Genomic DNA, 24,123 nt, shown 5'->3' on the forward strand with positions numbered 1-24,123 from the left:
GGGATTACCCTTCGAGCTTTGGCAAAATCAGTTCAATATCGCCGTGCGGGCGCGGAATGACGTGAACCGAAACCAGCTCGCCGACTTTTTCTGCCGCGGCTGCCCCAGCATCTGTCGAAGCCTTGACCGCTCCTACATCCCCTCGTACCATCACCGTGACCAGACCTCCGCCGACATGCACCTTGCCGATCAGTTTTACATTGGCCGCCTTTACCATCGCGTCTGCCGCCTCAATTGCGCCCACCAGACCCTTTGTTTCCACCATGCCCAATGCTGCCATTTCTCCTGCCATTCTCGTTTCCTCCTCGGTTCACATTTTTTTTGTGCTGCTTGTGAATTATGGTTTGGCACTCATGTCGACCAACACCGCTTTGATGATCTCTTTGATCTCCTCACGGCTCAGTCCGCCTTGCAGCGTAGACACCGCCTGCCCGGCAGGCTTTGGTTCTACTTTGGCCGATGCCGCTGTATCTGCTGTATCCTCCTTTTGGGCAGCAGGCATTTCACGAATGCCAAACGCGATACGCTTTCGATTGAACAGATGCTGCGGACCGATGTTGTCCGATGTAATGTTGTTGCCAAAAGAGCCGCAGCCCAGTGTCAGTGAGGGTAAAATTCCCGTCGTCGCGCCAATCCCGCCAAAGGTGGTGCCGGTATTGACGACAATCCGGGATGCTGGCTGAGCAAGCCCAAATGCCGTAATCACCGCTTCATCCTGTGCGTGGATGCCCAGCGTATGACCGAGTCCTCCCAGCTCGAGCAGCTCCCGGCAACGCTTCGCCCCCTCCCTCCAATCCTGAACCGTGTAGAAGGCCAGAATCGGGGAAAGCTTTTCTACCGATAGCGGAAACGCCTTGCCCACCTGTGTTTCTTCTCCAATCAGCACCCGGGTATCCGCAGGAATCTTGATCCCTGCCAGCTCCGCGATCACTTGCGGGGAACGGCCGACAATCGCAGCGTTCAGCGCCCCGTTTTTCATGATGACGGACGCGATCTTTTCTTTTTCCTGTTCGCTGAGAAAATAGGCGCCTTCCCGCTGCAGGGCGGCAATCACCTGTCGTTGAATCGCTTCGTCGACGACCAAGGCCTGCTCAGACGCACAGATCGTGCCATAGTCAAACGTCTTGCTCTGTACAATCCGCTTGGCCGCCAGCCCCACCTCTGCCGTGTGGTGAATGTAGACTGGCACATTTCCAGGTCCCACCCCATAGGCAGGTTTTCCGGAGCTGTAGGCCGCTTTCACCATCGCCGTGCCTCCCGTTGCCAGGATCAGATCGGTCAGCTTGTGCCCGATCAATTCCTGGGTGGCTTGCAGTGTCGGTTGGGTGATGCAGTGAATCAGTCCTTCCGGTGCTCCTGCACGGACGGCCGCTTCGGCCATTACTCTGGCCGCTTCCCGTGTACAGGCTGCCGCCGAGGGATGCGGACTGAAAATAATGGCGTTTCCTGCCTTCAGCGCGATCAAGGACTTGAAGATAACCGTAGAGGTCGGATTGGTGGAAGGGACGATTCCCGCCACAATTCCTACAGGCTGGGCAACCTCCCAGACCTTGCTCTCCGCATCTTTCCCGATCAAGCCCACCGTTTTTTGATCTTTGATCGCTTCATAGACCTGCTTGGCCGCAAACCAATTTTTTGTCCGTTTGTCCGGCACATTTCCAAAACCGGTCTCTTCCACCGCGAGAGCCGCCAAGCGATGCGCTGCTTCCTCTCCGGCCTTGGACATCGCCGCGATGATCGCGTCCACCTGTTCCTGACTGAAGGCTGCAAGCTTTGCCTGCGCTTCTTTGGCCTGGGACAGGCAGTTTCGCACCTCCTGTACCGAATACAAATCAGCATCCAGCATCATGCTGTGGGCTCACCTCCCTCGTTTCGTCTTTCTTCCAAGAGGCGAAGCAAATCTTCTTTTTTCGCCGTGTGAATCTCTTGTGGAGACAGGGAGAAATCCGTATAAGAACGGGCCAGCTTTCTTAAATCGTTGATCGTCATCCCTTGCAGCTCTGAAACAGTGGGGATATCAACGCCAGACTGCTCAGCCTCCTGTTGTTTGGGTGCGTCGTATCTTGCCGCGTTCTGCTGGTTGAACTTCTTTTGAATCATCAGCGGCACGGTCTCGTCCGGACGGGGAATGACGTGGGAGTGCAGCAGCCTTCCTACCCGTTTAGCTGCCTCAGCACCCGCGTCCACGGCGGCCTGTACCGATGAGACATCCCCGATGACGTACACGGTGACGATACCGGCATCTGCTCCTTCGTACGTGACCACTTGGACATCTGCTGCTTTTGCTGCGGCGTCTGCAGCAGCCACCAGCGCCGGAAATCCCCAAGTCTCTATCATGCCAAGCGCATAAGCATGTGCGCGCATTTACGTTTCCTCCCGCCCTATCGTTTTACTGGTTGCTTCGCCACACTGCGCACCGCATCGGCAAATGCCTGAGCCGCCGCGGTACATGCTGACTGACTGCCAGTCAGGAGCGCTCCTCCGAAGTTAGTCTCTGTCGGCGGGCCGAAAAACTGCTGCAGTGTGACGTCTGCCGCTTTGAGTGCCGCATCGAGACCGTACACCGCTTCGAGCGGCGGGGCGATCAGATAAGCCAGCGGTTCGCCTTCCCGTATGCCTGCTACCTGGGAAAGGTAGCTGCCCGTCCGGGAAACGACATGCGCGTAGTAGGCGTGCGTTCCTTCTTCGTTTAATGAGTAGAAGCAAGCGCCGCTCTCCATAAAGGAAATCGCTGCATCGAGACCGCTTTCCACCTCAGAAGGCGTCGCCCCTCCGATCACGCCGATGAATTCTCCTGACAACGGACCTGACGCATGGGCCGAGCCCGCGTAAAATGAGCGGGCGTATACGACCTCGACGGCTGCCTTTTTTGTCGCTTCGTCGATTGCAGTGTAGCCGACATCGTCAATCGTCGAGGTGAGCAGTCCCAAGCTTTTCAGATGGGGAGCAACACCCAGTTTCTCTGCCAGTCGCGGATCAACATTTGGTATCAGCCGCACAGACAGCGGCGTTGCTCTGATCGGTTTGTCCATGCCTGTCACGCTCCTTTCCGGTTGAGGCACCAACCTTTTGCCGAAGAACGCAAAAAAGGTGCCGAAACACGCGGGCTTCCACCCTTGTGTTACTGGCACCTTTGCCTTTTTTATTCACTTCCGAAAAGCAGAAAAGAGTGAGTAAATTCTGATTACTTCCTGTGTAACCACTTTATTATAGCCTGATCAAAAATGCAAGCGTTTTCTTCGACTCCTCCTGCAATCTCCGGACCTGCGGACCCGATCAGATCTACGCCTCTCCTCATTTTCCGATTTTCGCAGCTTTTTCTTTTGTCGGCCATTTTCCAGGCACATTGTCCTTTTGCAATATACGCCTCCAAACCGTTCACGAGAGGCAGGTATTTATTTGTACCGGTCTGCCGAGCCGGGCAAAGCCTCGTGATTTCGCAGCAGCTCCAGAAAGAGCTCCAGTGCCTTCGTGCGAAATTGATTGGCCTGGGTCACGACAGAAAACTTCCGCCTGACTGGCGTTTCCTGCAGCCGCACCAGGCAAAGCGTTCCCAGCTTCAGTTCTTTGCGAATCGCCCAGGTTGACAGCAGACTGATCCCCAGTCCAGCCTCTACGGATTCCTTAATAATCTGGGTGCTGCCAAATTCCATCAGATTCTGTGGATGAACATCCAGACGGTCAAACATTTTTTCCGCTGCTTCCCTCGTCCCTGATCCTTCTTCCCTGACGATCCATGTCTCTTCCTCCAACTCCTCGGGCTTCACCGTTTCTTTCCCCGCCAGTCGATGATGAGGCGAGACGATCAGCTGCATTTCATCATCCGCAAAAGGCTCGATGCATAGCTTCTCGTCCCGGCACTCGCCCTCGACAATCCCTACATCCAACTGGCGACTGCCGATCAGCTCCACAATTTCCTTGGTATTGTGAATCGAGATCGTCGGCTTGATCATCGGGTAGAGACTGCGCATGCGTGCGATGACGTGGGGCAGTACATATTCTCCAAACGTATAGCTTGATCCGATCACCAGGTTGCCGCTCGGAGTGTGCAGAAGATCGTTGACCAGATCAGTCATTCGCGCATGCAGTCCGAGAATCTCTTTGGCATGGTGATAGACGATTTCGCCCGCTTTGTTGAGACGAACGTATTTATTGCTTCTCTCCAGCAGCCGTGTGCCGAGCTGCCGCTCCAGTGCCGCAATATGCTGGCTGACAGCCGGCTGCGTCATGTGAAGCTGTTCTGCAGCACGGGAGAAATTTTGCATTTCCGCGACAGTCACAAAAACAAGTAATGGTTGATCCACACGGCCTCCCCTTTCTGTTCCCCAATCATCTTCTTTCTATCATACCCATTTACTTATCGTATTTATCATAATGATTTATTTTTCTTATTCATCATTCTGTCTTATGCTGAAGTTAGCACACATGTAGAACCTTATACCAAACAACGGAGATGATCTCATGTCAACGCAGTTGAAAGAAAGCTTGTCTGTCGAGCAGCAAGCGGCACGCGCTCACCCCTCTTCCGCCAAAGCGAAGAATGCCAAAGCGGGCCAGCTCTGGCTTGGCGGCATTGCCTTTACTTTTGTCGTCGCTATGCTGGGCTACGGGCTGGCGCAAATTCCCGGCTTTAACCGCGTCGGTCAGCTAGCCTGCGCCATTCTGATCGCAGTCGCCTACCGCCAAATCTGGGGATATCCCGAAGCCCTTCGCTCGGGCATTCAGTTTTCCGCCAAACGGCTGCTCCGCCTGGCGATTATCCTGTACGGGCTGAAGCTCAATATTGATGTGGTGCTGCATGATGGATTAGGCCTTTTGCTGTACGATGCCGGAGTGATTATCTTTGCTATTTGCCTGACACTTTTGCTCGCCAAATGGCTCAAGGCCGATATGTCCCTGTCTATGCTGCTCGGGGTCGGTACGGGTGTCTGCGGGGCTGCTGCCATCGCCGCCGTATCGCCTATCATCAAGGCCAAAGACGAGGATACAGCGATCGGGGTCGGCATCATCGCCCTTGTCGGTACCATTTTTGCCATCGCCTACACCATCCTGCGGCCGTTCCTGCCTTTGTCTGCGATCGAATACGGCACCTGGTCAGGCGTGAGTCTGCACGAGATCGCACACGTAGCACTGGCCGCCGCACCGGCTGGACCAGACGGACTTGCGCTCGGTCTTTTGGCTAAATTGGGCCGTGTCCTCCTGCTCGTTCCGCTTTGTTTTGTGCTGATGTACTGGATGAAGCGCTCGGGCAAGCTGAAAGAAGGCACCCGGATTGAATTCCCTTGGTTCCTGATCGGGTTTATTGTCATGAGTGTGTTCGGAAGCTATGTTCTGGGCAAACAAATCCCGGTTTCCGAGAGCTTCAACAGCGGAATTGCCAGCCTGACCACCTTTGTTTTGACGATGGCCATGGTCGGTCTGGGTCTGAATGTAAACCTGCGCGATTTGCGAACGAAAGCCTCTCGCCCGCTGATTGCCATGACCATTACCTCGGTGTTGTTGTCGACGTTGACCTTTTTGCTGGTGTAACAAAAAAGACAGCCCACAGCCTCGCCGTTCGGCCTTTTTCCTCATTCGTGATATGATAAAGGAAAACCTATCCGTAATATGGAAAAATGATGGACGACGAGGTGAACCCATTGCTTACACTAGAGAGGATTACGGGCGGCTACACGGCAGGAAAACCTGCCATTCACGATATCTCTTTTACCGTACAGGCTGGCGAAATCGTGGGTCTGATTGGTTTGAACGGGGCTGGAAAAAGCACGATTTTAAAGCATGTACTCGGCTTTTTGCAGCCCAGCTCTGGCACGATCAGCTTCTCCACGGATCGGCAGCCGCTTTTGGCTTACGTCCCAGAGACACCCGAGCTGTATGAGGAGTTGACCCTTTGGGAGCATCTGCAGTTTATGGCCCGCGCGTACCAAATGGAGGAACAGCCCTTCCAGGAGCGTGCCGAAAGACTGCTGGAGCTGTTTCGGCTTGCACACAGAGCGCATCATTTCCCCAGCTCCTTTTCCAAAGGCATGCGGCAAAAGGTGATGATCCTCTGTGCTTTTCTCGTAAAGCCTGATGTCTTGGTAGTTGACGAGCCGTTTGTCGGCCTCGATCCGCTGGCGACGGAGACCCTTCTCGGCCAGTTGACCGAGCTAAAAAAAGAGGGGACTGCCATTTTGTTGTCCACCCACGTGCTGGGGCTGGCAGAAACCTACGTGGATCGCTTCGTCGTCGTTCACGATGGAAGGATCGCCCTCTATGGCACGCTGCCCGAGATGCGCAGTCAAGCCGGCCTGCCGCAGGCTTCTCTGGACGATCTGTTTCTGTCGGTCGTGCGGAGGTGATCAGGATGACGTTGGACCCACTTTTTTCCTCACGCTGTCAAGCGGCCTGGAAAACGGGGATTCGGTACGCCAAGCAGGCCGTTTCCGGCAGTAATTCTTTGGGGCTGGCCGTGCTTTACTTTGCAGCAGCCTTCCTTTATACGAAGACAACCGACTCCCTGTCCGCCACCATCTGGACGCAGCTTGCCGCCGCCCTGTTGACAGCAGGGTTGGTAGCTCCTGCCTCTGTTCGGACATTCCTGCGAAAAGCAGATCTTGCCCTGCTGGCACCCTCACCCTATCCTATGGTGAGTTATCTTCGCTCTGCTTTTCTTTACAGTCTCCTGCTCCAATTGGCCAGCATGCTGCTGCTTGCTGCCATCGTCAACCCGTTGTACGTCCAGACGGCCCGGTCGCCACAGAGCATTCTGCTGCTGGCGGTCTGCTTGCTCGTGCTCAAAGCGTGGAGTGTCGACCTGCATTGGCGTCATCTGCGCCTCAAACGCGACTCACTTTTGCTGCTCCTGATCAGGTGGGTGCTCGTCTCGCTCTTTTTGTACGGACTGTGGACGAGTTCCTACCTCTATTTGGGCGGCTCGCTTCTGCTCATGGCTATTCTAACCATCCAGGCCGCGGCCGGCTCCGCCAGGTACCACCTGCCCTGGCTTGAGCTGATCGAGCGGGAAAACCGGAGGATTGACCTGTACTACAGCGTACTGAACCTGTTTATCGACGTACCTCACAAGCGCAAAAAAGTTCGCGGCAGAGCCTGGGCTGTCTATCTATTTGATCGCTTGACCGGGGCCAAAAGGGATGCCTACCTCTTCCTGCTGGTGCGGCATGTGATCCGAACAGGTGAAACCTTTGCGATCTACCTGCGACTGTCTGCTGTCGCACTGGTCATATTGGCGTGGGCACAGTCACCAGTCCTGATGTACGCCCTCTGTCTGCTCAGCCTTGCTGCGGCAGGAAAACAGGTGACCCAGCATATTCGCACGATCATCCATCCGCCCGCCATCCGCCTATTGCCGATCTCATCCGGGCAACGGCAAAAAGCGGCGATGCGGCTTTGCCTGGCCATACTCGGATTGTTGGCTGCCGGTTTGGCTGTGGTCATCCTGAGTAAAGCCGCACCCGTTTTGCACAAGCTGGCTCTCATCGCAATCTGCCTCATCTGGTCAGCCATCCTGACACTGTACTTTCTGCGAAACCAGACGGCTTCGCCTACATATCATAGTCTTCCAAAACACTGAAGAATTTTTTCAAAAACTCACAAAACAGACGTTCCGTGGGTGGCAATTCCCGGTCAGCCGGGATGATAAGGCCCACGGTTCTCGTCACGCTTGGCTCCGTTACCGGGATCATGACGGTATTGCGTGGCCGGTTGTCCGTCAAGGTAATCTCGGGCAGCAGCGTCACGCCCAAACCGGCGGCAACCAGCCCCTTGATCGCATCGATATCCTCTCCTTCAAAGGAAACCGTCGGACGAAAACCGAGCTGACTGCACGCATTGACGACCAATTCCCGCAAAATAAACCCTTCCGGAAACAGGACAAATGCCTCCTCCCGCAGTTGCCCGAGCTGGAGCGACTTTTCTCTTGCCAAAGGATGGTGCCGGGGAAGCAGTGCGACGATTTTCTCCAGGAACAGCGTATGGCAGATCACCTGCTTTTCTTCTTTCGGCACCGGGCCCAGCAGCGCGATGTCAATCTCCCCTTTGATCACGGCTTCAATCAGCGACCGGTACGATCCCTGCCGCAAATGGAACTGGACATGGGCATGCTGCTCCCGAAACGCTGAGATCACGGTAGGCAGCGTATAGGCTGCCAGACTGCTGGGAAAGCCGATGCGAATCGTCCCCCGCTCCGGGTCCAAAAACTCCTCGATCTCGCGCTTTGCCTTGTCGATTACCTTCATCGCCTGCACCATATGATCCAGAAACAGCTTGCCGATTGGAGTCAGCCGCACATTTCTTCCGTCCCGGATAAACAGATTTACCCCCAATTCCGCCTCCAGATTGACAATCTGCCTGCTGACAGCAGACTGAGCTACATGCAGGGCATGCGAAGCCTCGGTCACATGTTCTCTTTTGGCCACCTCGATGAAATACTGAATTTGCCTCAGCTCCACCTCTCTTCTCTCTCCTTTCGTTCATTCATCTCATTTCGGCATTAATCTTATCTACATTCTATATTGTTTCGATTAATTCAGACAGATAAAATAATTTTGTACCCGTTCTTCCTTTGTCAAGAACGGTTCGCCTATGAATGATTTGCATGTAGAGAATACTTAGAAAATACAGAAATAGAGAGAGGGAGAAGAACCATGGCCATTACTCAGGAGGTTTTACAAAGCGCAGGAGAAAACCTGAACCCGTATGAAATTGTACAGTCGCAAATCGAAACAGCAGCCGCATTGCTCGGCTTGGAGCGCGGCGTTGTCGAGATCTTGAAAAAACCAAAACGTGTGATGTACGTTTCCTTCCCGGTAAAAATGGATGACGGCAGCGTACGCGTTTTTGAAGGATATCGTTCCCAGCATAATGATGCTATCGGACCGACAAAAGGCGGCATTCGCTTTCACCCGGATGTGACGCTGGATGAAGTCAAAGCCCTGTCCATGTGGATGACGTTCAAATGCGGCGTCGTCAGCCTGCCATACGGCGGAGGCAAGGGCGGTGTCGTGTGCGACCCCCATGACTTCAGCAAAGCCGAAGTCGAGAGAATCAGCCGCGGCTTCATGGAAGCGATCGCCGAAATCGTCGGCCCCGAAAAGGATATTCCGGCTCCGGACGTCTACACCAACCCGCAAATCATGGGCTGGATGATGGACACCTACAGCCGCATCAAAGGCGCTTACAGCCCTGGCGTCATTACCGGCAAACCATTGATTATCGGCGGCTCCAAAGGACGCAGCGAAGCGACTGCCCGCGGCTGTGTCTACACGATCGAGGAAGCGCTCAAAGACGCTGGCAAACCGCTGCAAAATGCCACCGTCGCCATTCAGGGCTTCGGCAATGCCGGGCGCATCGCTGCTGATCTGTTGTCTGGCCTTGGCTGCAAGATTGTAGCCGTCAGCGACTCCAAAGGGGCACTCTACAATCCCGCCGGACTGGATCTGGCTGAGGTAGAGCGTCTGAAAGACACCTCGACCATTCTCGATTACGATGCCCGCTATCGTCTGCAAAATCCGGAAGAGCTGCTGGAGCTGGATGTTGATATTCTGGTGCCGGCTGCTCTGGAAAACGTCATCACCCGGAAAAATGCTCATAAAATCAAAGCGCGCATCATCGCAGAGGCAGCGAATGGCCCGACGACACCAGATGCTGACAAGGTGCTGCATCAAAACGGCGTGCTCGTCATCCCGGATATTCTCGCCAACGCTGGCGGTGTAACCGTATCGTATTTTGAGTGGGTGCAAAACCTGATGAATTACTACTGGAGCGAACAAGAGGTCAATCAAAAATTGCGCGATGTCATGACGCAGTCCTATCAGGCAGTCCGCTCTATCGCAAACGAGTACAAAACAGATCTGCGCACCGCCGCTTACATGATCTCGCTGAAGCGCATTGCCGAAGCGATGAGGGCAAGAGGCTGGGTCTGATCCCGCTCCCTGGAAAACATACGCGAAAGGCCATCGATTCCTTTGGATATACGAAAAGCCGCCTGGCATCAGCTTGGCGGCTTTTTTCTGTGAAAACGCGTCTCCCCTCAGCGGGGAACCAAAACTTCGACGTTTTGCGCGGGTACTAGAAATTCCCTCTGTCTCGGTCTCTGTCGCGATCTCTGTCTCTTCTGTTTCTGTTGTTTTGCGGCGCTCTGCCTTTGGAATGACCCGCTCTTGCGTAGCCGCCGCCACCACCAGGACCGCTCCGTTTTGCACCGCTGCGCGGACCTCTGCCTCGTGGAAAATCCATCATTTTCTTCTTGCCGACGCGAAGCGGCGACTCTTCGGTCAACCGAACCGGCGTGGTATCTGGTTCTTTGGTCAGCAGCTTCAAGGCTGCTGCGACCAATGTTACGGAATCCGTCTCCTCCAGCAGCTGCTCGGCAAGCGAACGGTACAGATTCAGGGTATCGCTTCCAGCAGTCTCCATCAAACGGTCTACCGTGAGACGCTGTTGGCCCTCAATCGCCTCAGCCATGGTCGGAACCGGCTTTCTCTCCATCCTGCGGTTGGTCGCCTTTTCAATATAACGCAAATGGTCAATTTCTCTCGGGGTCACAAGGGTAATGGCTAATCCCGTTTTTCCCGCACGCCCGGTACGGCCGATCCGGTGCACATAGCTTTCCGAATCCTGCGGAATATCGAAGTTGTAGACATGTGTAACCCCGCTGATGTCCAGACCGCGAGCGGCTACATCCGTGGCTACCAGCACCTCGATGGTACCTTCTTTGAACTTGCGCAGGACGCTGTCGCGCTTCGCCTGATTCAAATCGCCGTGAATGCCTTCTGCTCCGTAGCCTCGTTTGTTCAGGGCCTCAGACAATTCGTCGACACGACGCTTGGTTCTGCCGAAAATAATGGCCAGCTCGGGAGAATGAATGTCGAGAAGACGGCACAATACGTCAAACTTCTGTTTCTCCGGAACTTCCATGAAATGCTGCTGGATATTGGGAACGGTCAACTCCTTCGCCTTGATCGAGATCGTGACCGGGTCTTTCATAAAGTTGCGGGCAATCTCCTGGATCGGACGCGGCATGGTAGCCGAGAACAACAGGGTTTGGCGCTCCTCCGGCATCTCTTTCAGGATCGCTTTGATATCATCCACGAAGCCCATATTCAGCATTTCATCGGCTTCATCCAGGACAACCATTTCCACACCGTGCAGTCGAATCGTTCTGCGATTCATATGATCCATGAACCGGCCTGGGGTCGCTACGATAATTTGCGGATGCTTTTTCAAAGCCCGAATCTGGCGCTGGATATCCTGACCACCGTAGATAGGCAGCGCTGTTACTTTTTTGTACTGACCGATCTTGTTCAGTTCTTCTGCTACCTGGACGGCAAGCTCCCGGGTAGGCGTCAGGACGACAGCCTGAATCAGATCCGGCTCATCACTTACCCGCTCCACCAGCGGGATGCCGAAGGCCGCAGTTTTTCCCGTACCGGTCTGCGCCTGTCCAATCAAATCCTTGCCCTGAAGGACGGTCGGAATCGTTTCCTCTTGAATCGGAGTGGCCTCTTCAAAGCCCATGTCACTCAGGGCCCGAGCCACCAAATGATCGAGCCCAAACTCATAAAATGTTGCCAATGCGCGTCAATCTCCTTTACAAAAATCTACAGAGCTTACTCATTAAAATGACCGAAAAAAAGGGCTGTATTCCTTGAGTTGGAATAAGCCCTCTTTTCCCTGTTTTATATCAGAAGGATTTACAGTTTGTTTACATTTGCAGCTTGTGGTCCGCGGTTGCCTTCCACAATGTCAAATTCTACGCTTTGTCCTTCTTCCAGGCTTTTGAAACCAGATCCTTGGATCGCGGAGAAGTGTACGAATACGTCGTCACCATCTTCACGCTCAATGAAACCAAAGCCCTTTTCTGCGTTAAACCATTTTACTTTTCCGATCACGATTGTTGCCTCCTCATGTAAACAATTGATAAAAAGCAAGAAACCCTTCAAAACCGTTTCCGCTTGAAACCTCATGCACGAGGCCGCAAAATCGTTCCCGGGTATTCATGTCTTTTTAACATACATCTTATCATAGCACCTTTTACTTGATTTAGCAAACACTGCGAATAAGGAAAATACAGTGATTTTACCCATCGAGCGAGTTGAGCCGAAGCCGTCAAAAAAAGGCCATTCTGTGAACACAGCAGATTTGCCCGTGATGCCGGTTGAATATCCAGACAAATAATCATACACTTATATCATAGAAAGGCAAACGAGAAGGAGATGACATATCGCTTATGAAAAAGCTGTGGATGCTGCTCATTGCTTTCGCGCTTCTGCTGACTCCCGTCGGATTTGGCGTTGACCATGCAGATGCCAAAGGCTACAAATCCGGGAAAAAGTCGGTTGCTCCAACGAAAACAACGCCGAACAAAGCTGATTCCAATGTAAATGCCACTACGAACAACAATACCAATAACACAACCAATGCCACCACTGCCAAAAACACATCGACTGCCGCTCCGAGCAAAGGCGGCTTTATGAAGGGTCTGTTGGTCGGCGGTTTGGCCGGACTCCTGTTTGGCAGCCTGTTCAGTGATCTGGGCATGCTTGGCTCCATCATGGGCTTTTTAATCAACGCTCTGGCGATTGTGGCCCTGTTTGTGTTGATCCGCAAAGTTTACCAGCTCTTTAAAAATCAACGGAAGAAACAGGAAGATTTGAACCCATGGAAAAGATAACGGTTCTGGAACAAGATATTATCAATGCCGTGTGCATGCATGTGGCCAGCAAAAAGCAAATCAAGCCCGAAGAGGTTCTGGTCGAACTGATGTGGGATGAGGAATACGGCTTTTCTGCCGAAGTAGAGGCACTGGGCCGGCAGCAGATATTGGTGGAAATCAATTTAATCGAAGCGATCCGCTATTGGCTGCAAACCTATATGAATCGCGATCCCTTTGCGGCTCGTCTGGAACTGGTGCTCGACGATGATGAAGGCATCATCGCCTATGCCAGCTACGGATCATAACAACCCAACCAACCCGCCTTCCCTGTGAAGCGGGTTGATTTTTTTTGGCGTATAATCATTTCGTAAGAATATTGTAAGGATTTTCAAAGACCTTTTGTAAAAAGTCCTCGGTATGATAGAGGTAGCTTTGGATGGGCGGCCATTGGGCCAAACGGAAATCAGGAAACAAGGTGGGGAAGCAAACGTGTCTAAATACAAGGTGCTCGTCGTGGACGATGAAGCGGAAATCCGCGACGCCATTGAAATATACCTGAAGAATGAAAACATCAAGGTGTTTAAAGCCGAGAACGGCCTGGAAGCCTTGGAAGTGCTGGAAAATGAGGACCTGCATCTGATCATCCTCGATATCATGATGCCAAAAATGGACGGGATCAAAACGACCTTCGCCATACGCGAGGAAAAAAACATCCCTATCATCATGCTCTCAGCCAAGTCGGAGGACACAGACAAAATCCTTGGTCTCACCGTAGGGGCTGACGATTATGTGACCAAGCCCTTTAATCCGATGGAGCTGGTTGCCAGGGTCAAATCCCAACTGCGCCGATACACCAGTCTGGGCACCCATGCAGCCAATGATGATGAAATTCACGTCAGAGGGCTCGTGCTCAACACGACCAACAAGACTGTCTTCGTCGATGACGAAGAAGTACGCCTCACCCCGACGGAGTACAAAATCCTGGAGCTGCTGATGAAAAACAAAGGCCGGGTTTTCTCCATCGAAGAAATATACGAGCTGGTCTGGAAAGAACCCTATCTCAACGCCGAAAACACAGTGGCAGTCCATGTCAGACGGATACGGGAGAAGATCGAGATCAACCCGAAGGACCCGAAATATCTAAAGGTGGTATGGGGAATTGGTTACAAAATCGAAAAATAAGCTGATTCTAACGCTGGCGGCTCTTCTCTTTGTCTGTCTGCCGGCCCTCTCGTTTCTCACTTCGGAAGACATCCTGCAGCGGACCAATTATCTGCAGGAAGATCACTACTTTTCCACGGACCTGTTTGAAAATGAACTGAGCCAGTTTGTGGATATTTTAAAAAATTATTATATCGAGTACCGGGCGAATTATCTGCAGCAATCCGACGAGGAAAAAGTCGGGGTCGAACAATATGAACGTTTGAAACAAAACTACGAAGAACAAGTAAAGACTGCGCTTGAAGAGACGACCCAGCAATTCTCCGACCAGATCAAGCATGCGGAAGCTGAGGGCAAGCCTCAGGAAGCAGCCGCCCTGGAAAAAGAACGCGAGCTGCAATTGCAAAAAATACGCCAGGAGCATGAACAAGCTTTTCAAAGCCAGATCAGGGAGATCGTCTCCTCCGGTGAACAGGAATTCAAAAATATCCAGCAAAGCCTGGCTCTGCGTGAAGGATCTTTTCATTACTATATCCGCAACAAAAAAAATGGCGATGTATACGCCAATATTAAAGAATTGCCGACCGCAGCAGAACTGAGATCAGCCTATCTCTACTCGGTCCGCTTTCCAAACAGTACCACCTCCAATCGCAGCACGCTGACATGGATTAACCAGGATTTTGTCACGAACCAGCTGGAAGGGACGATTGCCGTTCCCAAGGACGTACAGGGATACAGCATGATCCATTCCAACGCGCAGTATTATTCATCCATCCGCCTGCGTCTGATCAAAGAATGTGTCCTGCTGGTCATGTTTGTCGCTGCTACCGTCGCTCTGTTCTTCTACTTGCGCAGGCACGCAGCCGAGCTTACGTTTGTTGACCGGACATTGGCCCTGCTGCGGCGCATACCTATCGATGTCAGGATGCTTGTGCTCGCTTTTGCCATACTATGCGCCTACATCCTTGCCTCGACCGTCTCATTCTTCCAGCTGCCCATCCGGCCAGAGCAGTTTCTGATCCTGGGCCTGGAATCCTGTGCGGCAGCTTACTTGATCCTGTGCATATTGGAGGTGGCGAGGATGAGACAGGACAGCACAATCTGGACACAACAATGGAAAGACAGCCTGTTCGTCAAATACCGGGAGCTATTGACGGATACCTTTGCCAACCGCAAAATCCTGTTCAAGCTTGTTGTCTCTGCTTCTTTTTCCCTGGCGTTTCCGTTCGCAGCCATCATCCTCCTGTACGCCCTCGGCAATCACGAGGGAACACTGCTGCTTCTCTCACTGGGGTACTGCCTGTTCTATGTATTCTTTGTACTGCCCTACATCCTGCGCCGGATCAGTTTGATGAACAAAATCTTTCGCGGGGCCGAAGAGATGGCTTCGGGCAATCTCGACCATCAGATCCATGCGACCGGCAAAGGAAATCTGTTCCGTCTGGCGAGTAACCTGAACAATATGAAGCAGGGCTTGAAGCAATCACTGGAGGGTCAGATGAAAAGCGAGCGGATGAAATCGGAGCTGATCACCAACGTCTCCCATGATTTAAAAACACCGCTCACCTCCATCGTCAACTACGTCAATCTGCTCAAGAGTGAAAACCTGAGGCCCGAGGACATGAGCAACTATATCGAGATTCTCGACAGGAAAACCCAGCGTCTGAAGGTCCTGATCGACGATCTGTTTGAAGCCTCGAAAATGGCCAGCGGCGCCGTTGATCTCCAGCTGGAGAATGTCAATGTTGCCTCGCTTCTCAACCAGGCGCTGGCAGAGTTTAGCGACAAGATCGAGGACTCCTCTCTCACCTTCCGCGTACAGGTTGAGAATCAACAGATGTACGCCAAGCTGGATGGGAAGAAAACCTGGCGCGTGATGGAAAACCTGATTGTCAATGCCTTGAAATACTCCATGCCAAATACCCGCGTCTACATCAGCTTGCACGATGAAGATAGCGCGGTCGTCATGAGCATAAAAAACGTCTCCGCCTACGAGATTGACTTTGACGCCAAGGAACTCTTCGAGCGCTTCAAACGGGGAGACAAATCACGCCATACCGAAGGCTCCGGCCTTGGACTCGCGATAGCCAAAAGCATCGTCGAATTGCAAGGGGGAAGCCTCTCCATCGAGATCGACGGCGACTACTTCAAGGTTAATGTGGTCTTTCCCAAATGATGCTACAAGCAAACAGCCCTCGCTTCCTCAAATCAAGGAACAGGGCTGTTTTGCTTGAAAGTGTGCAAAAAAACACCTGGAAGCCGCAGCATTCCAGGTGTTTTCGATAGTCGTTTACTTCTTCAAATCCTCAATCGAGTCGATATCCATATAGGCGGGAACGACCAGCCCGATCTTGGTGCCCTCCAGATTGGGACCCAAATCCTCCAGGTCTTTGCCCAGTCTCTCGTAGTAATCCGCATGTGTCGTCGGCAACCACGCCGCTACCATGCCGTCCACGTCACCATTCGCTACTCCCGCCCACATCGGACCGGCTTCTACCTGGCTCAGCTCCACTTTGTACTTCAGCTTCTGTTCCAGCACCGTCTTCACGACGTTGGTGCTGGCGATTTCCGAATCCCAAGCCACGTACGCCAAAGAGATTTTTTTGCCTTCTTCAGGCTGAATACCTTCCACCCATTTGTTGACGGTTTCTTCGTTGGCGCTTACCCAATCCGCAGCGGCTTCTTCCGGCTTTTTCCCGTCCGTGATGGCCAGCATGACGGATTCCATGTCAGCCGTCGTCCAGTGGAAATTGTCGAGGAACGCATACGCGCTCGGATGTTCTTCCTTCAATCCTTTGCGGACAATCGTGTGAATCTGTTCATCCGCTCCGTACACGCCCTTGGGGTCCTTCAAGTACTTCAGGTCAAACTTGGAGAACTTCCAGTGCGGTGTCCAGCCTGTAATGATAATTGGCTTTTTGTCCTTGTAGGCTTGCGTCAGCGCAGCGGTCATGGCTGCACCGGAGCCTTCGACCAGTTCCCAATCCTTCAGATCGTATTCCTGAATCGCTTTCTCGGTTGCTTTCATCAGACCTGCACCGGGGTCAATCCCGATAATTTTATAATCGACCTGCGCACCGACGCCGCCTTGGCCGCTGCCCGCGCCATCTGAGCCGGAAGCATTCTGGTTTTCTGTCGACTTGTCTGTCGGCTGCGACGCTCCCGAACATCCCGCCATCAGCATACTCAACCCCAATACGACAGCAATTCCTGTACTCCATCTTTTTTTCAATGAAGACCCCTCCTAGGCGTTTTTCTTTTTCCCCATGCTTTGGGTGATTCTATCCAATAAAATGGCCATGATCACGATTGCCAGTCCGGCTTCAAAACCTGCGCCGATCTTGATCTGCGTCACGGCACGATAGACGTCCGCCCCCAGACCCTTGGCACCAATCATGGACGCGATCACGACCATGGAAAGCGCGAGCATGATGCTCTGGTTGATGCCCGCCATCACCGTAGGCTTTGCAAGCGGCATCTGCACCTTGATCAGCTTCTGCCACGAGGTGGAACCGAAAGCGTCGGATGCCTCGATCAGCTCGGCGGGCACCTGTCTGATCCCGAGATTGGTCAGTCGAATCGTCGGCGGCATCGCGAAAATCACGGAAGCAATAACCCCTGGCACTTTGCCCAGTCCAAAAAAGAAGATGGCCGGAATCAAATAGACAAAGGCGGGCATCGTTTGCATAAAGTCGAGGATGGGTGTGACCACATTTCGCACATTGTCTGACCGTGCACACCAAATCCCTACGGGAATTCCCACAATAATCGAGATAAAGCCAGCCGTCATGACCAGAGCCAGTGTATCCATGGCGTGCGCCCAGTACCCCAGATTTTCAATCAGAATCAGTCCAATCAATGAAAACAGAGCAATCGGCCATTTTCCGGCACGATACGCGAGCAGCACCAAAGCCAGGATCAGCAGCCATGAAGGCAGACCGGAAAAGAGCAAGCTAAACAAATCTACCAAGCCGCCGATCACCGCCGAGATGAAATCAAACACGATTCCCAGATGATCATCGAGAAAATCGACGATATACTCGATCCAGCGGTCCAACGGCACTTTTGGAAAAAGCTCTCCCATCCTAGTTCACCTGCCTTTCGTCTCCCAAGGAGTCCATAGCCCCGTCCGCTGCGCGGTCCGTGGTTTTCGTTTCCTTGTTCACACCGATGTTCACTCGAGTCGGTGAGGGAGTGTTTGCGCTCGCAGACGCACCGTTTGCCGGCATTGCGGCTGGGTCAGGAGAGAGGCCTCTTTCCACCGAGAGATTCACTTTGCCTGCCAGACCGCCCAATACCGCCCCTTTGACCACAACTCCGAGTAAACGATCCTGGTCACCGGTAACGGCGATCGGCACATCAGAGAAGGCGACCAGATCAAACAGATCGCCGAGCAGCGTTTTTGGATTTACCGTAGGGATCTCCCTGCGCATCACACTCTCCAAGGGGAGCGATTCCAGCTGTGCTCTGTTCACAGCATCAGCAGTAACCACGCCGAGCAGCGTCTTTTTACGGTCTACCACATAGAGGGTGGAAACGCCGCTTTCCCTCATCAACTGCAAGGCTACACGCGGTCCCTTGTCTAACGTGATGGTTTGCGCCCGCTTCATCACATGCTCTGCGGCAATCACCTTGGAACGATCCACATCTTCCACAAACTTTTCCACATATTCATTTGCCGGATTGGTCAAAATCTCTTCCGGCGTGCCAATCTGGACGATGGTCCCGTCCTTCATGAGGGCGATCCGGTCCCCGATCTTCAAAGCCTCATCCAGGTCATGCGTAATAAAAATGATGGTTTTTTGCATCGTCGCTTGCAGCTCGATCAACTCATCCTGCATGTCCTTGCGAATCAACGGGTCGAGTGCGCTGAAGGCTTCGTCCATCAGCAAGACATCGGGATCATTGGCCAACGCCCGGGCCAGTCCCACCCGCTGCTGCATGCCGCCGCTAAGCTGGTCCGGATAGCTTTGCTCCCAGCCGCCCAGTCCGACGAGCGCCAGCGCTTCTCGTGCTTTGGATTCCCGTTGTGTTTTTTCAATATTCTGTACTTCCAACCCGAACTCGACATTTTCCAGCACCGTCCGGTGAGGAAACAGGGCAAACTTTTGAAAGACCATACCCAGCTTTTTTCGTCTCACCTCTTGCAGTTGCTTCTCATTCATCTGCACGATGTCCGCATGGTCAATCAGAACTTTTCCCTCGGTTGGCTCAATCAAGCGGTTCAGGAGCCGTACCAGCGTAGACTTGCCGCTTCCCGAAAGGCCCATGATGACAAAAATCTCACCTGCCTCCACATCAAAACTGGCCTGATTTACGCCGACCGTCAGTCCTGTTTCCTGGAGGATTTCCTGCTTGGATTTTCCCTTTTGCAAAAGCGGAAGGGCCCGCTGCGGCTGACGTCCAAAAACCTTCGTCAGCTTTTCAACTCTTATTTTTGGCATACCGTCACCTCCACGTGATTTTTGTTTTGCTCGCTCCATCCTGACTCCCTTATTGTATCGGTCGCTCCTTTGTTTGCTCAAATTTGGTAATCGGCTGTATTCGGGCGTAATCTTTGTTCAGAAAAAACTTTACGTACTTTTTGTACCGAATACTCAGTTTATCTAGCATATACAGTCCGATTCGTTTATTTACTTTTTCTCATCTCATTTAGTACAATCGGATACAGGTAAATTCACCAGAGGAGCTGCTCTTTTTAAAATGGAAGACAAACATGAAGAAAAACTGTTAAAAGCCCAGGATCGGGTCATTGAGACACTCGCCAAAAACATGGATCTATACGGAATTACGATGTCTACCGGTCTTTTGTATGGCACAATGCTGTTTCAGGACAAAGCCATGACATTGGACGAAATGGGCGAAGCGCTGGAGATGAGCAAGACGAGTATGAGTACCGGTGTACGCACCCTGATGGACTTGCAAATGGTCGACAAGATATGGAAAAAAGGGACCAGGAAGGATCACTACGAGGTCAATCTGGATTGGCACCAGACCTTTATTGATTTCTTTTCCCTGAAGTGGAGAGCGGCTTCCGAACAGAATGTACACGCCATGAAAAAGTCCCGTCAGGAGCTACTCGCACTGCTTCAAAGCGAAGAGCTGCCGGAGGATGTAAAAGCACGTGTGGAGCTGAGCATCACCCGTATCGAAAATGGCATCGCGTATTACGAATGGCTCTCCCGCTTTATCGACACGCTGGAATCGCATGAAATCTTTGAACTTGTTCCGAAGGACCCTGTGGAAAAATAGAAAAGAACGGCTCCCCTTTCGCTTGATGCTTTGGAAAGAGGAGCCGTTTTCTTCACTTTTCGCTATACCTTTGGCTATTTCGATTTCTCAAATTTCCACTTCTTTTCGCTGTCATTCTATTTCGCTGTGACATAGCTCTCGGCAATTTTGATGAAATCCTCTTTGCTGATCTCCTTGGAACGCGTAGTCAGATCGTAAGACAGTTTCGATCCGCTGTTCATCCACTCAATATTTTTCAGGTGGAATCCGTCTGGCGAATTCGTCTCGCCATATACAGCCTCCATACCGCCGATGATCACTTTTTCCACTTTCGTCCCGTCAAGAGTCCCACCCCTGATCGGCCCTTCGATCCACTCCAGATTTTTTACGATAACGAGAATCTTGCCCTTCTCCCCTTTATAGGACATGTACACTTCGTTAAGCTTGTCACTCAGCTCGATCTCTTTGATCACATAATCCTTCTTGGTCTGTTCGGCTTCTTTGCGCAAAAGCTCCAGATCAACATCATTTTTCGCGAAGTAATCGACGCCTCCCTCTTGAAAACGGAGTCCTCCTGCCAAATCAGCGGGAACCTTTACCTGATCGCCCAATTTTTTCTGCAGGTCCTGTGCCGCGGTATAGGAAAATCCGTTCGTCACCAACGTGAGATCTGGATGTGGACGGTTCGGATTTCCAGCCATTTTCACTTCTCCCTCTGGCGCCCTTTTCGGCACGAAATAAATGGCTGCCGCCGAGCCCGGCTTCATCGTCTCCCTGTGGGCATTCACAATATTGTTCTTACGTTGGTTTTCTTCCTGAATCTGTTTGAACAAGTCTTCATATTCAGCAGGGACATCTACCGCATTCGAGGGACCCACTTCATAGACAACCTCTCCTTTTTCATCATGCAGTTGAATCGTATGCAAGGCTGCAAATGCGGATGAGCCGCCTACCAACAGACCGATTGCCAGAAAGAATCCCAGTTTCTTTTTCACTTTGACATCCTCCTCTTTTGTTTCCTTTTTTTCAATCACTTTCATGACGCGCTGTTTGACATCGCTGGGGGGGACTGCTGTCGATTGAAAAAGCTCTTCCAGCCATTTATCCGTGTTGTTTTGAACCATCCGCCAACCCCCCTGTATTGTGCCAATAGCGTCTGCACTTTCTGATAGCGCGTTCGTATCGCTTCCTGAGCGTTGCCGGCTTTGACTCCAGCAACTGGGCAATTTCGTCATACCCTTTCTGTTCCAGCACGCGCAAAATAATCAGATTTCGCTCTTCCGGATTGAGCTGATCGAGCAGCTGATGGAGCGGTTCACTGAGGTAGTGCTGATCGATCCTCTCCTTGATCTGATCTTCTCCCTTCTCGTGCTTAGAGAAGAAAAAGGGGAAGATTCGGTTTCGCCTCTTTTTTCGCAACAAACTGATGCAGTGATGATACGCAACTTTGTACAGCCACGCTGAAAAAGAGAGAGTGTATGTGTACTCACCCAAACGCTCATAGGCAATGATGAGGATCTCCTGCACGGCATCCTCCGCCTCTTGCCGGTGTCCCAGCATATGATAGCAATAGGTGAACATCGGCTTCTGAAAATGGTCGATTACCTGTTCAAATCTCCCCCAATCGCCCTGCTGAATTTCTTGTATCAACTGCTCCAACTCACTCTTTTCCACCTTTCCCCTCCTCCCACTACCCCTATAACGCTTTTCGCGACCTCTTTTGTGACCATTTCTCGCAAAAATGGTTTGACCCATTTACAAAAGTGAAACATTGCCAGGTAAGACACCCCCCGCTCCCGTAAGGTATAATGGAAGCGATACCGAAGACAGGAGGCCTGCGCCATGATGGTACTGATCTTTCTGGCCATTTGGGCCTTCGGGGCCTTTATTCTCTATACCGACCCGAAAAATACATCGATTCGCTGGGCCAGCGCCACGGCATTTGTCGGGGGATGCGGGTTTCTCTCAGCGGTTTTTGACGAGACGCTCCTGCCGCTCGTAGGCGAATCGCTGCCGCTTTCTTCTTCCTTGACGACGGCCCTCCTGGTTGCCAGCAGAGTCTCATCCTTTCTCTGCCAGGTGGGGCTGCCTTATACGTTTCTCATGTTTGCCGTCCATTCGGGGGACTTTCTGAGTACGAGGACCAAAACGGTTTTGCAATACACAGCGCTGCTTCCTCCGCTGCTTATGCTGGCCATCACGCCCATTTATCCAGTGCTTAGGCTCAACTACTGGCTAATGGTGAGCTGGGTATTTCCTTATTTCATCGGGGCCAGTCTGATCCTGGTCCTGCTGTACTGGAAAGAAAAAGACCCGCTCGTCAAGAAAAGCAGACTGTTTACCAATATCCTGGTCATTTTTCCGGTGCTGTTGGTATTTATCACGATCTATGTGATGCGAACGCAAAATAATTACGAGGCGTGGCGTTACAACAGTCTGATCGTCGGAATTCAGTTTCTTCTGATTTTGGTGATCAGTATGAAATACGGTTTTCTCGGCGTAAAATGGCGGGTCGAAAAACGGAGGCTGGACAGCACGCTTCGCGCCATGACCTCCGGGGCGCAAATCATCAATCACTCAATCAAAAATGAAGCGGGGAAAATATCGCTTTACACACAGCGCATGCAGGATTATGCAGCCGAGACCAACCAGCCCGCGCTGCAGGAAGACTTGCAGGTCATCCAGCAATCCACCCAGCATCTGCTGGACATGGTCAACCGGATTCAGGGACAGCTGCAGGATATCCGTCTGCGTGAGGAGGTGGCAAGCCCCGCCGCATTGATCGAGCACGTGCAGCGAACCTTGCGTCCGTTGGCCGAATCACAGCAGGTGGAGCTGCGAACAGAGCTGGACGAGTGCTGGCTGCTCCTCTGCGACCCCGTCCAACTGCGGGAAATCCTGATCAATCTGTCGATGAACGCGCTGGAGGCCATGAAAACCGGTGGCACATTGACACACCAATTGTTTTTGTCCAAGAAGCATCTGGTCATCGCAGTGACTGACACTGGCACAGGGATTGCCAAGGAAAACCTCCCGCATGTCCTGGACCCTTTTTTCTCAACCAAAAAGACCGGGAATAACTTCGGACTGGGGCTGTCCTACTGCTACAACGTCATGCAAAAGCATCAGGGCACCCTGGATATCCACAGCGTAAAAGACGAGGGGACGACTGTCTTTTTGTTCTTCCCGCTGAGGCGTGTAGAAGCAGCCTCGTGATGGTGGGCCGCCCGCCGCTTTCATACTTCATACACGTTCAACGACACGTTAATACACTTGGCAGACGCCCCCGTCTTTTCCGCAAGCTTACACCAGTAAATGGAGGATCACCACTCATGGAACAGATTCGCGTTTATATCGTAGAGGACGACCCTGTCTGGCGCAGGGGACTGATCGATTTTCTCAATAAAGAAACGGATATCGCTATCGTAGGAGAGGCCGATTCCAAGGAGGCCGTTTTCACATGGTTCGAGGATGAAACGAGAGAAGCCGATGTGGTGCTGATGGACATCAATCTCACGGAGAACAACCTGGACGGCATCGAGGCCGCTCTTGCCCTGACAGAGCTGGGACGGCCTTTTTCCATCATCATGCTGACTTCGCTGACTGCTGAGGAGATCATCGTCGAGTCCTTCTCCGCAGCCGCGGTGGTCAACTACATCAGCAAATCCAATTTCAAGGAAATTCCGGATGCCATCCGCGCCGCTCACCAGCGCCAATCTTCTATTCATCCGACGGCGGCCGCCGCGCTTCGCAACGAGTTCCTCCGCTTACGAAGCGGCGAGGACCAGAAGCTGTTGTCCCCGGCCGAACGGGATATCCTGCAGTTGATCCATCAGGGACAGACGCAGTCCCAAATCGAACAGAACCTCCATATCACCAAGCGAACGATCAAAAATCACATCAACCGCATCCTGAAAAAAATGGGCGTCAAAACAAGCAAGGAAGCGGCCGCAAAAGCCAAACAGAAGAAGCTGTTTTAACGGAAAAAACGCGCTTCTTCCCCTATTTGCAAGTCTTATGACCAGGTACCAAGGAAAGTTGGTACTTTTTTAAAATCGGGGACCACGTAGAATGAG

At 52.3% G+C, this 24,123-nt stretch carries 24 protein-coding genes; 11 read left to right on the forward strand and 13 right to left on the reverse strand.

Features of this window, described 5'->3' with window-relative positions; genetic code table 11:
- Positions 1-4: 4 nt before the first annotated feature.
- From eutM to NDK47_RS26175, 5 genes are all read right to left on the reverse strand, one after another.
- Positions 5-292 carry an ethanolamine utilization microcompartment protein EutM gene (gene eutM / locus NDK47_RS26155; protein WP_251872626.1) on the reverse strand — a complete coding sequence of 96 codons (288 nt, stop codon included), beginning with the start codon at positions 290-292 and terminating at the stop codon, positions 5-7.
- A 45-nt stretch (positions 293-337) separates the two neighbouring features.
- Positions 338-1,849, reverse strand: coding sequence for an acetaldehyde dehydrogenase (acetylating) (locus NDK47_RS26160; protein ID WP_251872627.1), 1,512 nt, complete (start codon positions 1,847-1,849; stop codon positions 338-340).
- Positions 1,846-2,364 carry a BMC domain-containing protein gene (locus NDK47_RS27700; RefSeq protein ID WP_305883354.1) on the reverse strand — a complete coding sequence of 173 codons (519 nt, stop codon included), beginning with the start codon at positions 2,362-2,364 and terminating at the stop codon, positions 1,846-1,848. Before NDK47_RS27700 ends, NDK47_RS26160 begins: the two co-directional genes overlap by 4 nt.
- A 17-nt stretch (positions 2,365-2,381) precedes the next feature.
- A complete protein-coding gene (gene eutL / locus NDK47_RS26170) occupies positions 2,382-3,032 on the reverse strand; it encodes an ethanolamine utilization microcompartment protein EutL (RefSeq protein WP_251872628.1) in 651 nt (216 codons plus the stop codon).
- 363 nt (positions 3,033-3,395) lie between these two features.
- Positions 3,396-4,304 (reverse strand): LysR family transcriptional regulator, encoded by a 909-nt coding sequence (locus NDK47_RS26175; protein ID WP_251872629.1) that lies wholly within the window; start codon positions 4,302-4,304, stop codon positions 3,396-3,398.
- Positions 4,305-4,461: 157 nt separating this feature from the next.
- On the opposite strand from NDK47_RS26175, the gene NDK47_RS26180 reads away from it, so the two are divergent.
- The 3 genes from NDK47_RS26180 to NDK47_RS26190 all read left to right on the forward strand — a co-directional run bounded on the left by NDK47_RS26180 (position 4,462) and on the right by NDK47_RS26190 (position 7,573).
- Positions 4,462-5,529 (forward strand): YeiH family protein, encoded by a 1,068-nt coding sequence (locus NDK47_RS26180; protein ID WP_251872630.1) that lies wholly within the window; start codon positions 4,462-4,464, stop codon positions 5,527-5,529.
- Between the two features lie 101 nt (positions 5,530-5,630).
- Entirely contained in the window at positions 5,631-6,341 is a 711-nt protein-coding gene (locus tag NDK47_RS26185; protein ID WP_251872631.1) for an ABC transporter ATP-binding protein, read from the forward strand.
- A 5-nt stretch (positions 6,342-6,346) separates the two neighbouring features.
- Positions 6,347-7,573, forward strand: coding sequence for an ABC transporter permease (locus tag NDK47_RS26190; RefSeq protein WP_251872632.1), 1,227 nt, complete (start codon positions 6,347-6,349; stop codon positions 7,571-7,573).
- Here the strand turns inward: NDK47_RS26190 and NDK47_RS26195 are convergent.
- Positions 7,545-8,450, reverse strand: coding sequence for a glutamate biosynthesis transcriptional regulator GltC (locus tag NDK47_RS26195; RefSeq protein ID WP_251872633.1), 906 nt, complete (start codon positions 8,448-8,450; stop codon positions 7,545-7,547). The two genes, NDK47_RS26190 and NDK47_RS26195, sit on opposite strands and share 29 nt — an antisense overlap.
- A gap of 195 nt (positions 8,451-8,645) precedes the next feature.
- Here NDK47_RS26195 and NDK47_RS26200 point away from each other — a divergent pair, with 195 nt between their 5' ends.
- Positions 8,646-9,923 (forward strand): Glu/Leu/Phe/Val family dehydrogenase, encoded by a 1,278-nt coding sequence (locus tag NDK47_RS26200; protein WP_251872634.1) that lies wholly within the window; start codon positions 8,646-8,648, stop codon positions 9,921-9,923.
- Between the two features lie 145 nt (positions 9,924-10,068).
- Here NDK47_RS26200 and NDK47_RS26205 read toward each other — a convergent pair whose 3' ends face one another.
- On the reverse strand, positions 10,069-11,574 hold the full coding sequence (locus NDK47_RS26205; RefSeq protein ID WP_251872635.1) for a degradosome RNA helicase CshA: 1,506 nt from the start codon (positions 11,572-11,574) through the stop codon (positions 10,069-10,071).
- Between the two features lie 119 nt (positions 11,575-11,693).
- Positions 11,694-11,891, reverse strand: a complete 198-nt coding sequence (gene cspD / locus NDK47_RS26210; RefSeq protein ID WP_407653372.1) for a cold-shock protein CspD — start codon at positions 11,889-11,891, stop codon at positions 11,694-11,696.
- A gap of 338 nt (positions 11,892-12,229) precedes the next feature.
- Between cspD and NDK47_RS26215 the strand changes: the two genes are divergently transcribed.
- The 4 genes from NDK47_RS26215 (at position 12,230) to NDK47_RS26230 (ending at position 15,992) form a co-directional block, all read left to right on the forward strand.
- The gene (locus tag NDK47_RS26215; RefSeq protein WP_251872636.1) at positions 12,230-12,673 is read left to right on the forward strand and encodes a hypothetical protein; all 444 of its coding nucleotides are present in this window, start codon (positions 12,230-12,232) and stop codon (positions 12,671-12,673) included.
- Positions 12,661-12,960, forward strand: a complete 300-nt coding sequence (locus NDK47_RS26220; protein ID WP_251872637.1) for a YxcD family protein — start codon at positions 12,661-12,663, stop codon at positions 12,958-12,960. Before NDK47_RS26215 ends, NDK47_RS26220 begins: the two co-directional genes overlap by 13 nt.
- A 184-nt stretch (positions 12,961-13,144) precedes the next feature.
- On the forward strand, positions 13,145-13,837 hold the full coding sequence (locus NDK47_RS26225; RefSeq protein WP_251872638.1) for a response regulator transcription factor: 693 nt from the start codon (positions 13,145-13,147) through the stop codon (positions 13,835-13,837).
- Entirely contained in the window at positions 13,815-15,992 is a 2,178-nt protein-coding gene (locus tag NDK47_RS26230) for a sensor histidine kinase (RefSeq protein WP_251872639.1), read from the forward strand. The genes NDK47_RS26225 and NDK47_RS26230 overlap by 23 nt, the downstream gene beginning before the upstream one ends.
- A gap of 114 nt (positions 15,993-16,106) precedes the next feature.
- On the opposite strand, the gene NDK47_RS26235 is transcribed toward NDK47_RS26230, so the two are convergent.
- The 3 genes from NDK47_RS26235 to NDK47_RS26245 are packed head-to-tail and all read right to left on the reverse strand — an operon-like array spanning position 16,107 to position 19,260.
- Entirely contained in the window at positions 16,107-17,000 is an 894-nt protein-coding gene (locus tag NDK47_RS26235) for a glycine betaine ABC transporter substrate-binding protein (protein ID WP_251876399.1), read from the reverse strand.
- A gap of 60 nt (positions 17,001-17,060) precedes the next feature.
- Complete coding sequence (locus tag NDK47_RS26240) at positions 17,061-17,900, reverse strand: ABC transporter permease (RefSeq protein WP_251872640.1); 840 nt, start codon at positions 17,898-17,900, stop codon at positions 17,061-17,063.
- 1 nt (position 17,901) lies between these two features.
- Positions 17,902-19,260 (reverse strand): quaternary amine ABC transporter ATP-binding protein, encoded by a 1,359-nt coding sequence (locus NDK47_RS26245; RefSeq protein WP_251872641.1) that lies wholly within the window; start codon positions 19,258-19,260, stop codon positions 17,902-17,904.
- A gap of 259 nt (positions 19,261-19,519) precedes the next feature.
- On the opposite strand from NDK47_RS26245, the gene NDK47_RS26250 reads away from it, so the two are divergent.
- Entirely contained in the window at positions 19,520-20,068 is a 549-nt protein-coding gene (locus tag NDK47_RS26250) for a GbsR/MarR family transcriptional regulator (RefSeq protein WP_251872642.1), read from the forward strand.
- Positions 20,069-20,184: 116 nt separating this feature from the next.
- On the opposite strand, the gene NDK47_RS26255 is transcribed toward NDK47_RS26250, so the two are convergent.
- Together NDK47_RS26255 and NDK47_RS26260 are read right to left on the reverse strand one after the other, a co-directional pair.
- On the reverse strand, positions 20,185-21,171 hold the full coding sequence (locus NDK47_RS26255) for a DUF4367 domain-containing protein (RefSeq protein WP_251872643.1): 987 nt from the start codon (positions 21,169-21,171) through the stop codon (positions 20,185-20,187).
- Positions 21,149-21,721 carry an RNA polymerase sigma factor gene (locus NDK47_RS26260; RefSeq protein ID WP_251872644.1) on the reverse strand — a complete coding sequence of 191 codons (573 nt, stop codon included), beginning with the start codon at positions 21,719-21,721 and terminating at the stop codon, positions 21,149-21,151. The genes NDK47_RS26255 and NDK47_RS26260 overlap by 23 nt, the downstream gene beginning before the upstream one ends.
- A gap of 168 nt (positions 21,722-21,889) precedes the next feature.
- Here NDK47_RS26260 and NDK47_RS26265 point away from each other — a divergent pair, with 168 nt between their 5' ends.
- Both NDK47_RS26265 and NDK47_RS26270 read left to right on the forward strand, forming a co-directional pair.
- Positions 21,890-23,263 carry a sensor histidine kinase gene (locus tag NDK47_RS26265; protein ID WP_251872645.1) on the forward strand — a complete coding sequence of 458 codons (1,374 nt, stop codon included), beginning with the start codon at positions 21,890-21,892 and terminating at the stop codon, positions 23,261-23,263.
- Between the two features lie 116 nt (positions 23,264-23,379).
- Positions 23,380-24,027 carry a response regulator gene (locus NDK47_RS26270; protein WP_251872646.1) on the forward strand — a complete coding sequence of 216 codons (648 nt, stop codon included), beginning with the start codon at positions 23,380-23,382 and terminating at the stop codon, positions 24,025-24,027.
- Positions 24,028-24,123 lie beyond the last annotated feature (96 nt).

The sequence above is a fragment of the Brevibacillus ruminantium genome (assembly GCF_023746555.1).
Classification (GTDB): Bacteria; Bacillota; Bacilli; order Brevibacillales; family Brevibacillaceae; genus Brevibacillus; species Brevibacillus ruminantium.